Annotated in this window: 10 protein-coding genes; 4 read left to right on the top strand and 6 right to left on the bottom strand. The window is 63.4% G+C overall.

The features are described from left to right. Nucleotides 1–173 precede the first annotated feature (173 nt). Nucleotides 174–1175, bottom strand: coding sequence for an NADP-dependent oxidoreductase (locus tag OZ411_RS34210; RefSeq protein ID WP_282531459.1), 1002 nt, complete (start codon nt 1173–1175; stop codon nt 174–176). Nucleotides 1176–1449: 274 nt separating this feature from the next. Here OZ411_RS34210 and OZ411_RS34205 point away from each other — a divergent pair, with 274 nt between their 5' ends. Together OZ411_RS34205 and OZ411_RS34200 are read left to right on the top strand one after the other, a co-directional pair. Beyond that, nucleotides 1450–2739: a dicarboxylate/amino acid:cation symporter gene (locus OZ411_RS34205; protein ID WP_282531458.1), complete on the top strand. Its 1290-nt coding sequence runs from the start codon at nt 1450–1452 to the stop codon at nt 2737–2739. A 12-nt stretch (nt 2740–2751) separates the two neighbouring features. Further along, complete coding sequence (locus OZ411_RS34200; RefSeq protein WP_282531457.1) at nt 2752–3690, top strand: amino acid ABC transporter substrate-binding protein; 939 nt, start codon at nt 2752–2754, stop codon at nt 3688–3690. Between the two features lie 113 nt (nt 3691–3803). On the opposite strand, the gene OZ411_RS34195 is transcribed toward OZ411_RS34200, so the two are convergent. Beyond that, complete coding sequence (locus OZ411_RS34195; protein WP_349017062.1) at nt 3804–4754, bottom strand: RimK-like protein; 951 nt, start codon at nt 4752–4754, stop codon at nt 3804–3806. 290 nt (nt 4755–5044) lie between these two features. On the opposite strand from OZ411_RS34195, the gene OZ411_RS34190 reads away from it, so the two are divergent. Both OZ411_RS34190 and OZ411_RS34185 read left to right on the top strand, forming a co-directional pair. Next, nucleotides 5045–5818: a ferredoxin--NADP reductase gene (locus OZ411_RS34190; RefSeq protein ID WP_130578533.1), complete on the top strand. Its 774-nt coding sequence runs from the start codon at nt 5045–5047 to the stop codon at nt 5816–5818. Between the two features lie 311 nt (nt 5819–6129). Further along, nucleotides 6130–7755 (top strand): FMN-binding glutamate synthase family protein, encoded by a 1626-nt coding sequence (locus OZ411_RS34185; protein WP_282531456.1) that lies wholly within the window; start codon nt 6130–6132, stop codon nt 7753–7755. Between the two features lie 114 nt (nt 7756–7869). Here the strand turns inward: OZ411_RS34185 and OZ411_RS34180 are convergent, their stop codons facing one another. From OZ411_RS34180 to OZ411_RS34165, 4 genes are all read right to left on the bottom strand, one after another. Then, the gene (locus OZ411_RS34180) at nt 7870–9183 is read right to left on the bottom strand and encodes a nitrate/sulfonate/bicarbonate ABC transporter ATP-binding protein (protein WP_130578534.1); all 1314 of its coding nucleotides are present in this window, start codon (nt 9181–9183) and stop codon (nt 7870–7872) included. Nucleotides 9184–9288: 105 nt separating this feature from the next. Then, complete coding sequence (locus OZ411_RS34175; protein ID WP_282531455.1) at nt 9289–11289, bottom strand: carbohydrate porin; 2001 nt, start codon at nt 11287–11289, stop codon at nt 9289–9291. 452 nt (nt 11290–11741) lie between these two features. After that, nucleotides 11742–12017, bottom strand: a complete 276-nt coding sequence (locus tag OZ411_RS34170; protein ID WP_130578536.1) for a hypothetical protein — start codon at nt 12015–12017, stop codon at nt 11742–11744. A 119-nt stretch (nt 12018–12136) separates the two neighbouring features. Continuing rightward, nucleotides 12137–12970 carry a creatininase family protein gene (locus OZ411_RS34165; RefSeq protein WP_130578537.1) on the bottom strand — a complete coding sequence of 278 codons (834 nt, stop codon included), beginning with the start codon at nt 12968–12970 and terminating at the stop codon, nt 12137–12139. Nucleotides 12971–13038: the final 68 nt, after the last annotated feature.

Below are 13038 nucleotides of genomic sequence, written 5' to 3'. Positions count from 1 at the left end.
GTTTGAGATTTCGACAACCTCATTCTGGCACAACTGATGCCGTAGGGGGCCGTCCACCCCATCAACCACAGCCGTTTGTAGCGTGCTCCGCCGCAACCGCTTGCTCTTGCCACAACAACAGCCTGTGGTTATGGGTCCCGGCGTTCGCCGGGACGACGGCTGTGTGCTTAGGGCTACACCCGGATCATGCGCTTGCCGCGGTTTTCGCCGGCGAGCAGGCCGATCAGCGCGGCCGGCGCGTTCTCCAGCCCGTCGATCACGTCTTCCTGCACCTTCAGTTTGCCCGACGCTACCCAGGACTGCAGGTCGGCGAGCGCCGCGTCACGCTGGTCCATGAAGTCCATGACGATGAAGCCCTGCATGATCAGCCGCTTCACGACGATCAATCCGGGCACGCCGCGCGGGCCGTGGGCGGAGGGGACGCCGTCATATTGCGAGATCGCGCCGCAGCAGGCGATTCGGCCGCGGTTGTTCATCTGCGGCAGGCAGGCTTCCAGGATGTCGCCGCCGACATTGTCGAAATAGACGTCGATGCCATCAGGCGCGGCCGACCGCAGCGCCTTGTAGGTGCCGCCGTCCTTGTAATCGACCGCGGCGTCGAAACCGAGTTCGCTGATCAGCCAGTGGCACTTGTCCTTGCCGCCGGCGATGCCGACCACGCGGCAGCCCTTGATTTTTGCGATCTGTCCGACGATCGAACCCACCGAGCCGGCGGCGGCCGAGACCACGACGGTCTCGCCTTCCCTGGGCTTGCCGACATGGAGCAGGCCGAAATAGGCAGTGAGGCCGGCGATGCCGTACACGCTCAGCAAGTGCGTCATCGGCTCGAGCTTCGGCATCTTGTTCAGATGCCTTGCCGGCACCGCGGCATAGTGCTGCCAGCCGGTGTCGCCGAACACGATGTCGCCTGGCGCAAGGCCTGGCGCCTTCGACGCCACCACCTCGGCGATGCCGCCACCGGACATCACGGTGTTGGCCTCGACCGCAGCGCGGTAGGTCGCGCCATGCATCCAGGCGCGGTTGGCGGCGTCGAGCGAGAGATAGCGCAGCCGCAGCAGGGCCTCGCCGTCCTTCGGCTCCGGGATGCTGCCGTTGACCATCCTGAAATGCTCAGCCCCAAGCTTCCCCGTCGGCTTCTCCACCAGCAGGATCTGACGATTGATAGCCTCGCTCATGGTGTTCCTCCCTTTGTTGGTCAATCCCGATGCAATTGCGTGCTCGCTGCGCGGCCGACTGCACAGATTGTGCGCTGCCCACGGTCGTCTTTTTGTTTGAGCATGATCTTTCCGGAAAACCGGTTCCCACTTTTCCGGATCATGCTCTAGTCCCCGCGTGTCTATTCCACAACTGGAACATGCAGCAATGCGCGCGCAGGTCGAAAGCGTGTTGCGCCGGTGCGTAAATCTGCCACACTCCATCGCTTGCCGGGTGACTTACGGGAGTAAGAACATGTCGAGCAGGTTTACGCAGTACATTCTGATCGCGATGGCGCTTGGCATCGTGATGGGGGCCTTTGTCTACAACTTCCTGCCCGATAGCCGGGCCGAGATCGCAGCCGACGTAAACCTGATCGCGATGTTGTTCCTGCGGCTGATCAAGATGATCATCGCGCCGCTGGTGTTTGCGACATTGGTCGGCGGCATCGCGCATATGGGCCCCGGCGCACGGCTCGGGCGTATCTTTGCGAAGACCATGGGCTGGTTCGTCACCGCCTCCTTCGTCTCGCTCCTGCTCGGCCTCGTCATGGTCAACCTGCTGCAGCCCGGCGCCAACTTCCCGGGCACGCTGCCCGACAAGGGCCAGTCGACCGGCCTGCCGGTCTCGGCGTTTTCCTTTGAGAAGTTCCTGATTCACTTGGTGCCGACCTCGATCGCGGATGCGATGGCGCAGAACGAGATCCTGCAGATCGTGGTGTTCGCGGTGTTCTTCGCGGTCGCACTCGGCGCAATGCCGGAGCGGGCGAAGCCGATCATGGCCCTGATCGACGACCTCGCCCATATCATGCTGAAAGTCACGAGCTATGTGATGCTGTTCGCGCCGATTGCTGTGTGGGCCGCGATCATGGCAACGGTGTCGAAGAACGGGCTCGGCGTGCTCTGGAAGCTGATCGTGTTCATGGGCGGCTTCTATGTCTCGCTCCTGATCCTGTGGGGGATCCTGGTCATCGTCGGCTTCATCGTGATCGGTCCGCGCTACAGCCATCTGTTGCGGCTGATCCGCGAACCGCTGATGATCGCGTTCTCGACCGCATCCTCGGAAGCCGCCTATCCGAAGACGCTGGAGGGATTGAACCGCTTCGGCGCCTCGTCCCGGATCTCGGCCTTCGTATTGCCGCTCGGCTATTCCTTCAACCTCGACGGCACGATGATGTACTGCACCTTTGCCAGCATCTTCATCGCGCAGACCTATCATATCGACATGTCGCTCGGCACCCAGCTCGCGATGCTGGCGACCTTGATGATCACCTCCAAGGGCGTCGCCGGCGTGCCGCGCGCTTCCCTCGTCGTGATCGCCTCGACGCTCAGCCAGTTCGGCATTCCCGAGGCGGGCCTGTTGATGATCATGGGCATCGACACCTTCCTCGACATGGGCCGCAGCGCCACCAACGTGATCGGCAACTCGCTCGCCACCGCCGTGGTCGCGAAGTGGGAAGGTGAGCTGAAGGAAGAGCACGAGCTCGGGCCGGACGATGCCGTGCCTTCCGATGCGGTGCCGGGTGACGCGGTGCCGGCGCATTGACGGGAGAGCTGCATGCATCAGCCCCCAAAGAAAGCGACAAGGAAGGCGATATGGGCCGGCTGCCTGTTGCTGGTAGCATGTCTGCTGGCAACGCCGGCCGCCGCCCAGACGGCAAGCGAGGGGCTTAGCTCGACGCTTGCCAATATCAAGAACACGCATGTGGTGCGGCTCGGCTACCGCGAGAGCTCGCCGCCGTTCTCCTTCCTCGACCATTCCAACCGGCCGATCGGCTACAGCCTCGAACTGTGCGAGGCGATCGTGGAGGAGATCGGCGTCGAGGTCGACGATGCCAATCTCAGGATCGACTACGTCAAGGTCACCTCCGACGACCGCATTCCTGCTGTTGTGCAGGGCAAGATCGATCTCGAATGCGGGTCGACCACGGCGAATTCCGAGCGGGCCAAGCAGGTCGCGTTCTCGCCTTTGATCTTCGTCGCCGGCACCAAACTGATGGTGCCGAAGACCTCCTCCGTCTCGGGCGTGACCGATCTCAAGGGCAAGACCGTGGTGGTGACCAAGGGCACCACCAACGAGCAGGCCATGCACAATGTCGACAAGAAGTTCTCGCTCGGGCTGAACATCGTGACCTCGCCCGACCATGAGCAGTCCTACCAGATGCTGGTTGACGGCAAGGCGGATGCGTTCGCGACCGACGACATCCTGCTCTACGGCCTGATCGCGCGGCACAAGTCACAGGACAGGTTTCGCGTGGTCGGCGACTACCTGTCCTACGATCCCTACGGCATCATGTACCGCAAGGGTGAGCCGCAGTTGAAGGACGTGGTCGAGCGCACCTTCCGCAAGCTCGGCTCTGGCCGGGACCTGATCCCGCTCTACAACAAATGGTTCGTCGCGCGGCTTCCGACCGGCGAGCGCCTCGACGTCGCGATCTCGCCGCAGCTCGAGGAAGCCTTCAAGGCGCTGAATGATAACGAGGGGACGAGCAATTAGCGCGATTGCGTGGGCGAACGGGTAGGGTGGGCAAAGCGAAGCGTGCCCACCTTTCTTGCACCGAACGTGGATGGTGGGCACGCTTCGCTTTGCCCACCCTACGGCACTGATGCTTACGCAAACACTCTATCCAGCGCCGCTTCATACGCGGCATAAGCCAGTTCCGGGTGCGAGCGGCTGAGCGCTTCCATCTTCACGCCGGCGTTGACTTCAAGGATCCGCCAGGCGCCGTCGGTGCGTACGACGTCGATCGAGCCGAAGCGGATGCCGATCGCGCGGGCGGCCTTGATTGCCATCTCGATGCAGGCGTCGCGCGTCTCGCCCTGTTTCAGCAGCACCGGCCGCGCGCCGGAATCGAGGTTGTGGCGCCAGTTGAGGATGCGCCGCTCGCCCTCCGGGACGATCGCATCGAGTTCGGCCCGCCCGATCTCGGCCATCAGGCCGGGCAGCGCGGTCGATCGCCGCCCGGCCGGCACGGCCGCGAGCGCAAGCTCGAGCAGCAAGTGCCTGCCGTCGCCGATCACGAACGGACGCTCCTTGCCGTAGACCACGACCGGAAGATCATCGACCAGGACGACGCGGACCTCGTCCTCGATCTCGACATAGGGCGAGATGGCGAGGCTCGGATAGGCCGCCAGGATCCTGCCGACCGCGAGCTCGAGCGCACGCTTGGTCGTCACCCGGAAGACGCCGTCGCCCGACGTGCCCTCGTTTGGCTTGACGACGAGGCCATTGGGATGCTCGGCCAGCAGGCGCAGCATCGTTTCCCAGGAGCCGGGCGCACGCGTATAGGCTGCAAGCTTCGGTCCCAGGAACAGGGTGTGGGGGATGCAGGGGACGCCGGAACATTGCAGCACCTCGGCGGTGGCCGCCTTGTCGTTGGCGATCTGGTGCGCGACCGCGCTGTTCAGCCCGACGTCATAGGCGAAGGCGAGGTGCCGCCGCTCACCACGTTGCATGACGATCAGCCAGCCCTCCGACCGCACCTCGACCGTAATGTTACGGGCCAGGCAATATTTCGTGACCGCGTCGACGAAGATCCGCTGGCTGATTGGGATCGCCAAGTCGATTTTCCTCTCTCGATGGCGCGCTGTGGAATTAATTGCTTGATCGGGATCGTTTCCAGCAAGTTAATTGCGCCGCCCCGGAAACCTTAACAACGATGTTTTGAACCATTCTGCGAAATCAATCGACAGCCATGCCGAGTTCGCAATTGCACAATGGATGAATTCCATTATGTGTGTCAGCGGCGCGACGGGCAGGCGGGCTTCCCCTTGATGTCAGTCAATTTCGTGCGGTCGAGCAGCCGCTACTCGACCTCGTTTATGTAAGGTCAATCGGAAAAACCAGACACATGAGCGCGTTCTATCGAGAGAAGGTACTTTCTGTTCGTCACTGGACTGATACGCTTTTCAGCTTCCGAGCCACCCGCGATACCGGCTTCCGCTTCCAGAACGGCCAGTTCGCCATGATCGGTCTCGAGATCGATGGCCGGCCGCTGCTGCGCGCCTATTCGATGGCGAGCGCCAATCACGAGGAAGAGCTCGAGTTCTTCTCGATCAAGGTTCAGGACGGTCCGCTGACCTCCAAGCTGCAGAAGATCCGGGAAGGCGACATCATCCTGGTCGGCCGCAAGGCGACCGGCACGCTGATCACCGACAATCTCATCCCCGGCAAGCGGCTGTTGCTGCTGTCGACCGGCACGGGGCTGGCCCCCTTTGCGAGCCTGATCAAGGACCCCGAGGTCTATGACCGCTACGAGACCATCGTGCTGGTCCATGGCTGCCGCCAGGTGGCCGAGCTCGCCTATGGCGAGGAGCTGGTCGCCAATCTGCGCGACGACGAATTGTTCGGTCCGCTGCTCGCCGAGAAGCTGCTCTATTATCCGACCGTCACGCGCGAGCCGTTCCGCAACCGTGGCCGCATCACCGACCTGATCACCTCGGACCAGCTCTTCAACGACATCCACCAGTCACCGCTCGATCTCGAGACCGACCGCATCATGATGTGCGGCAGCCCAGCGATGCTGGAAGACCTGCGCAAGCTGTTCGAGGGCCGCGGCTTCGCCGAAGGCAACCACAGCGCGCCCGGCCATTTCGTGATCGAAAAGGCCTTCGTCGAGCGCTGAGCTTTTCTGCTCAAGGCCACCCTCTCCCCCGTCATTCCGGGGCGCGCGAAACGCGAACCCGGAATCCATTTCTCCGCAGGCGTTTGCGGCCCGGTGGATTCCGGGCCCATCGCTGCGCGATGTCCCGGAATGACGGCGGAGGGCGGCCGCGTTCTCCTTCGTTGCAGCGCAATACAACACCCCGGACCGGGTGGCACCGGTGTCACATCCGTGAACCCGAAGGCCGATTATACCGTATGGCAGATGGCGCGGGATGGATTAGGCTCCCCCGCCCGCCAACAACAATCCGGCAGGGTCTGCTGAGGGGTTTCATGGAAACGCTGCTGCTTCCGTTCTCGCCGCGCTTCATCGTGCTTACGATTTGCTCGGTCGTCACCGCTCTCTTGCTCGCGTTCGGGATCGTCGACCGGAAGCTGATCGACGTCATCCTGATTCCCTTGCTGATCTTCGGCGCGCTGACGCTGCTCGGCGTCCGCGACCTCATGCAGAAGCACCACGCGGTGCTGCGCAATTATCCGATCTCGGCGCACTTGCGCTTCCTGCTCGAAGAGATCCGCCCGGAGATGCGGCAGTATTTCTTCGAGAGCGAGAAGGACGGCATGCCGTTCTCCCGCGACACCCGCGCCGTCGTCTATCAGCGCGCCAAGATGGTGCTCGACAAGCGGCCGTTCGGTACCCAGGAGGACGTCTACCGCGAGGGCTATGAGTGGATGCACCATTCGGTAGCGCCGAAGCCCTATTCGAATGAGAAATTCCGCATCACCATCGGCGGTCCCGATTGCACCAGGCCTTATTCCGCCTCCGTCTTCAACATCTCCGCGATGAGCTTCGGCGCGCTGAGCCCGAACGCGGTGCGCGCGCTGAACGCCGGCGCCAGGAAGGGCGGCTTCGCGCATGACACCGGCGAAGGCGGCGTCAGCCCCTATCACCGCGAGAAGGGCGGCGACATCATCTGGGAGATCGGCTCCGGCTATTTCGGCTGCCGCAACCGCGACGGCACGTTCAATCCGGACGAGTTCGCGCGCGTGGCCGCCGACGAGCAGATCAAGATGGTCGAGCTCAAGATGAGCCAGGGCGCCAAGCCCGGCCATGGCGGCGTGCTGCCGGCGGCAAAGGTCTCGGAAGAGATCTCCAAGATCAGGGGCGTTCCCTTGGGCGAAGACTGCATTTCGCCGGCCTCGCACAAGGCTTTCTCGACGCCGCTTGAGATGATGGCCTTCGTCGGCGAGATGCGTAGGCTGTCCGGCGGCAAGCCGGCCGGCTTCAAGCTGTGCATCGGCCATCCCTGGGAATTCCTCGCGATCTGCAAGGCGATGCTTGAGAGCGGGATCTATCCCGACTTCATCGTGATCGACGGCAATGAGGGCGGCACCGGCGCGGCGCCGCTGGAATTCATGGACCATTTGGGCATGCCGATGCGCGAAGGCGTCAATTTTGCCCACAATGCGCTGGTTGGCATCAATGCGCGCAACCGCATCAAGATCGGCGCCTCCGGCAAGGTCGCGACCGCCTTCGACATGGCGCGCGCGATGTCGATCGGCGCCGACTGGTGCAATTCGGCGCGTGGCTTCATGTTCGCGCTGGGCTGCATCCAGTCCTTGAGCTGCCACACCGACCGCTGCCCGACCGGCGTGACCTCGCAGGACCCGATCCGCAACCGCGCGCTCTACGTGCCCGACAAGATCGAGCGCGTCTGCAATTATCACCACGCGACGCTGCATGCGCTGGCGGAGCTGCTCGCCGCTGCCGGCCTCGAGCATCCGCAGGAGTTGCGGCCAATCCATTTCACGCAGCGGACGTCGACCACGGAAGTCCGTACCTTTGCCGAACTCTACCCGGCGCTGCGCCCGGGCGAATTGCTCGAAGGCACCCAGGACCGCCGTTTCCGCGATGCCTGGGCCATGGCCCGCCCCGATTCGTTCCAGCCGGCGGGGTGAAGAGATCGTAGCCCGTAGCCCGGGTGGAGCGCAGCGTAAACCGGGGACCGCTCGTCAACGTTGATGCACATGTCCCGGGTTGCGCTGCGCTTCACCCGGGCTACGCGGTCAACGCTAATGCGGGTTCTCCAGACTGAACGTCTCCGACTGTTCGTCATAGGCGAACAGCTCGGCATAGCGTCCCCATGAGACGATGGTCTTTAGCGTCTCATCCGCATAGTCCTCGGACATGTAGTCCTCGAGCTCGTTGCGGAATCGCGCGGCGGGCGCGGTGTGGGACGGGCGCTCGTCGAGCACGCGCTTGATCAGGCCCATCACCGGCACGTAGTTGATCAGATGCTCGGCGAACAGTTTCTTGCGCGCGTCGGTTTCGAGATTGGCAAAGCGCAGGCCGGCTTCCGTCAGCACCAGGTCGCCCTCGCTCAATCGGGCGAAACGCAAGAGCTGCAGCGACTCGCCGAGATGGAGGATCTCGTCCGTCTCCATTTGCAGGCTGCCGGCGAGGACCGGCAGGTCGGCGTGGCCATTATAGGGCGGTGCTGCCAGCGTCTCGATCAGGCCGGACAGTTCATTGGACGAGACATGGCCGAGCGCGGTGCCGACGCCTGCGCCGGACATCATCTCGGTCGCCGTCGTTGACTTTCCGTCGGTCCGCTGCGTCATGCGCCCATAGATGCTGTCGACGAGCTGCCGGAACGCCGGATCCAAACGGTTGCGCGGATGCGGGAAATCGACCTTGATCTCGGTCGCCACCCTGCCGGGATTGGACGAGAACACGAGAATGCGGTCGCACATCAGCACCGCCTCCTCGATATTGTGCGTCACCATCAGCACCGATTTGATCGGCAGGCGCCCTTCGGTCCAGAGGTCGATCAGGTCGGTGCGCAGTGTTTCGGCGGTCAGCACGTCCAGCGCCGAGAACGGCTCGTCCATCAGGAGCAGGTCCGGATGCACCACCAGGGCACGCGCGAAGCCGACACGCTGGCGCATGCCGCCGGACAGCTCCTTGGGGTAGGCGGATTCGAAGCCGTCGAGGCCGATCAGGTCGATCGCGGCCAGCGCGCGGGTGCGCCGCTCGGCGGCGTCGATGCCGAGTGCTTCGAGCCCGAGCTCGACATTCTGCAGCACCGTGAGCCAGGGAAACAGTGCAAACGACTGGAACACCATCGCGACGCCGTTCGGGGGACCTGCGATCTTCTTGCCGCGACAGGCCGCCTCGCCTGAGGAGGGATCGACGAGGCCGGCGATGATACGGAGCAGCGTCGATTTGCCGGAGCCGGAGCGGCCGAGCAATCCGACGATCTCGCCTGCGCGGATCGTCAGGTCGACGTTTTCGAGCACCAAAAGGTTCTCGCCGCTGCCCTTGGGAAAAGAGCGGCAGACGCCGCGGATGTCGATGAGGTTGGGCTCAGCGGATTGTTCGAGCATTGCGGCTCCTCATCACCTGAGGCGAAGGCGGCGGGAAACGATTCCTTAAACCGATCTTTCCCGCCATCCTTTCGTTTGAGCAGAATCTTGTCGGAAAGATGTGCTCTAGAATTCCCCGTGCAGCCTTCCCGCGAAGATGTGCACGGGGCCACGGTCGGCGTTATAGGCGGGGTTTGTGATGAACTGATAGTCCGCCGTCAAGGTGACCTGCTTGGTCAGGGCGTAGGCGTAGTAGGCTTCGAGGATGCGCTCGCGGCGGTAGTTGAGCGCGCCGTCGCCGATCAGAATGCCGAGACCGCCGGCGGCGATGAAATCGCGGTGGTCATTTGACAGCGAATTGATCGCGCCGCCGATGCCGATCACGTCATCCGGTCGGCCCCATTTGGTGCCCTTGATCGAGGCGCCCAGCGACAGCGAGGCGTCGATGTCGGTGAAGGCCATGATCTCGGTCTTGCCGTTATTCCAGCTCCAGCGGCCGAACAGGCCGAGATCGTCGGAGAGCGCCTGTTCGAGATTGACGACATAGCCGTATTTGATGCGGCCGGTACGGGTCAGCGCAATGTCGAGATTGAGGGCGGGATTGTTCAGCGTCTCGCGATAGCTGCCGGAGAAGGCGCTGTTCAGCCAAGCGATCGCGCGGATCTTGCCTGGCAGCGAGAACAGCGAATAGCGCCCCTCGTACTCGAGCACGTAAGTCCCGCGCTCGAACACATTGGTATCGAAGCTGTTGGCGTTCGAGACCGACTGCATCAGGAAATATCCGCCGCGCAACGCCCATCGCTTCTGATTGAGCTCGGCGGTGACGCCGTAGGTCAGGCCGACCTTGTCGGCGGAATAGTCGAACGCGCCCGGCGCCCACATAGCCCAGTTGATGAAATCCCTGCGCGTGTCCTTGGCGTAGGCGTTGCCGTCGAACACGTCGAGCACGGCGAATTTGCCGGCTTGCAGCGTCAATCTTGATACGTCGACCTTGCCGCCGAGCTGGGTTGGCCCGCTCGGCAATTCCTCCTGCTCGCCGCCGAAGCCGAAGGTCTGGCGCAGGAACACGCGCGAGGTGTTGTAATGCGGGGAGGCGAAGTTCGATTTCTGCGCTTCCCCGCTGGAAAAGCCGCCGAGGCCGACGGTGTCGTTCAAGCCGAAGCCCTGCAGCAGCTCAGGATTGTAATAGACCTCGCCGCCTTCCCAGAGCCGCGCATTCAGGAACAGGCTGTTGCTCCATGTCGCCTGCGCCTGCCGCGCCGGCGTCAGGCTGTTCGTGCCGCTGTAGGGCGCTTGGAACGCCGGATAGCCCTGCGGCAGATAGGTGGTCTGGCCGTGAATTTCCCAGCGATCCGATTCGGGATCGGTGATGTCGGTCTTCGGCGTCAGGCCCGGGGCGCCCGGCCAGTCGATCTTGCGATTGAGGCCGATGCGCACCGACTGGAAGTCGAGGCTGGAGGAATACTGCGTCCCTGACGGCAGGAACTGGATGTTGGCCCTGTCGAACTGGCTGTAGAGATATTCGAGCCGCGCGGTCCAGTGCGGGGCGAAGGCATATTCGAAACCCGCGCCAGCAGCCCAGCCAAGGCGGACGTGAATCTCCTTCTCCTCCTCGCCGATCGCCGTCGACGTGTTGAGGAAGCGCCCGCCGGCATAGGCGAAGCCGCCGGTCACATAAGCGAGCCATGGGCCGCTCGCATAGCCGAGGCGGCCGCGTATCGTTCCGACATAGTCCCATTGCTCGACGAAGTCGGAGCGCGGCGTCGCGAGCGACGTCACCACTGAATTCGAGGGCAGATAGTTCGGAAAGGTCAGATCGCCTTCGACGCCCAGCAGCAGGCCCGAGGGCAGGTGAACATTGTAGCCGGCCTGCACGCCGCCGATCATTCCGCTGACGTTGTTGCTGGTGGTGCTGCTGAGGGGATCGGCCAGCACTGCATTCGAGGAGCCGAAGCCGTAGCCGGCATGTGCGCCGATGTAGAGCCCGGTCCAGTTGAACAGCGGCTGTGCATAGGGCGCCTTGACCGGTAGTTTGATATCGGCCGCTACCGCCGGGCCGCTCAAGGCGAAGGTCGCGGCCGCCGCGTGCCCGAGAATCTGCTCAAGGGATCGGCTGCGGCGCGGCATGGCGGAGATGCTTCCAAACTGAACGTCGCGACAGTTCGGCGTGCCCGTTGCCGAAGTGCTGCTGCGACGCCTTCCCCAACACCAAATCATCACGCCGCCCTTGCCCCGATCGCATGTCCTGATTCCCCTCCATCACGCCAGATCGGGGAAGCCACACTATACCGCAATCCCTATTGCGAATAATTCGCAATAGCAAGAAGCGGCGGGTTATTACCGCTGGATGGCATCGCTCAATGACAGTTTTGCAACAGAAAGCGCGATCATCTTGTCGCGGCCAGATCTGGAAGTGGATGACCCGCCCGGGGGGACAGCCGGGCGGGTCGGGGTACGACACGGGGTGGATGAGGCGCCCGTGCCGGACGCACAATCCACGGTCGACGTGTTTTCGAGCGAAGGAGGTTTACCGGTTCGCGCCAGGAAAACGCGTCAACCAAAACCGCTCCGTCGATCGATCAGAAATTGCAGGTACGCACGCGGCCCATGTAATTGCCGAACACATCGTATTGGCGAACCCAGCCGCAGCGGCGATAGCCGTCGTAGTAGTAGCCATTGTTCGCGGCGATGGCGCTGCCGACAACCGCTGCGCCGACGAGGCCGGCGCCGACGCCCCAGCCCCAGTGGTGGTGGTGGAACGGCTTGGCTTGCGCCTGGGTGGTCGACGTCGCGATCGTGCCGGTGACAGCGAGCGCGGCGAGAGCGAGAGCAGCAATCTTGGTCTTGATCGACATGGATAACTCCATCCTGTTGAAGGCGGCGCCGGGATGGCCCGCACGCACCGTTGGACGGAGCCTCCGCGATTTGGGTTCGAAGCGCAGGAAGGAGCCTGTGGCTGTCGATTATTCGGCTGTCAGAACAGCGGCTTAGTGGACGAGCGTGGTCCGGCTGCGAGCTTGTTCACGTCGAAGTTATCGACATCGATAAGCAGCTCGCAGAACGCGCGCGCGCCGTTATCGAGCAGGCGCTCGCCCTTCTCCGCGGAGGCCTTGGTCGCATCGCCGACCGCGCCGCTTGCGTGCAGGTCTTGTGTTTGCCAGGCGAATGGCGCGGGCCGTTGCGTCGACAGCCAGCGATGATCCTTTTCGATCGCAATGCTGGCGGGACGAAAATCCGCGATCGCTTCGTTGCGCACCGTCTGCGGATAGCGCGCCAGCATGATCGAGGTCTCGACCGCGCCGCCGTGAATGCCGTGGCGCACTTCTTCCGCATCGAACAGCTTCTCCGCCGCGCTCAGCCGCGACCAGCTCGTGGTGATCACCAGCATCCCGTGTTGCGCGCGCAAATCCTGCGCGACCAGGCTCATCGCGGCGCTGTTGCCGCCATGGCTCGTGACCATCACCAGCTTCTTGACGCCTGTGCGTGCCACGCTGCCGCCGAGCGCCGTCCACGTCTTCAATGCGACATTGGTCGGCAGCGTCAGCGTGCCCGGAAAATCGATATGCTCGGTGGAAATGCCGACCGGCTGCAGCGGCAGGAAGGTGGCGGGGAGGCCGACCGGCAACAGCTCGCGCACGAGCGCCAGATAGGCTTCGGCGACCATGATGTCGGTGCCGAGGGGCAGATGCGGCCCGTGCTGCTCGGTCGCCGCGAGCGGCAGCACCGCGATCCAGCGCGCCGGATCGGCGCCAGCGATCTCCGGCCAGCGGATTTCGGTCCAGTCGCGGGGTGGAACAGTGGAAGTCATGCCAAACGTTTCTCTGCCAAGCGTTCCTTTGCGCGGATTTGCGAGGTAATTTGCCGGCCCTGCCGCGG

This window comes from Bradyrhizobium sp. Arg237L, from assembly GCF_029990105.1.
In the GTDB taxonomy this organism is placed as follows: domain Bacteria; phylum Pseudomonadota; class Alphaproteobacteria; order Rhizobiales; family Xanthobacteraceae; genus Bradyrhizobium.
The sequence above is the reverse complement of the archived record's forward strand: the minus strand, read 5'-3'. Positions and strand labels throughout refer to the sequence as shown.

Coding starts and splice junctions, on each gene's coding strand:
- OZ411_RS34200 (WP_282531457.1), top strand. CDS start 2,752: ATGCATCAGCCCCCAAAGAAAGCGACAAGGAAGGCGATATGGGCCGGC.
- OZ411_RS34175 (WP_282531455.1), bottom strand. CDS start 11,289: ATGCCGCGCCGCAGCCGATCCCTTGAGCAGATTCTCGGGCACGCGGCG.
- OZ411_RS34185 (WP_282531456.1), top strand. CDS start 6,130: ATGGAAACGCTGCTGCTTCCGTTCTCGCCGCGCTTCATCGTGCTTACG.
- OZ411_RS34180 (WP_130578534.1), bottom strand. CDS start 9,183: ATGCTCGAACAATCCGCTGAGCCCAACCTCATCGACATCCGCGGCGTC.
- OZ411_RS34165 (WP_130578537.1), bottom strand. CDS start 12,970: ATGACTTCCACTGTTCCACCCCGCGACTGGACCGAAATCCGCTGGCCG.
- OZ411_RS34190 (WP_130578533.1), top strand. CDS start 5,045: ATGAGCGCGTTCTATCGAGAGAAGGTACTTTCTGTTCGTCACTGGACT.
- OZ411_RS34170 (WP_130578536.1), bottom strand. CDS start 12,017: ATGTCGATCAAGACCAAGATTGCTGCTCTCGCTCTCGCCGCGCTCGCT.
- OZ411_RS34205 (WP_282531458.1), top strand. CDS start 1,450: ATGTCGAGCAGGTTTACGCAGTACATTCTGATCGCGATGGCGCTTGGC.
- OZ411_RS34210 (WP_282531459.1), bottom strand. CDS start 1,175: ATGAGCGAGGCTATCAATCGTCAGATCCTGCTGGTGGAGAAGCCGACG.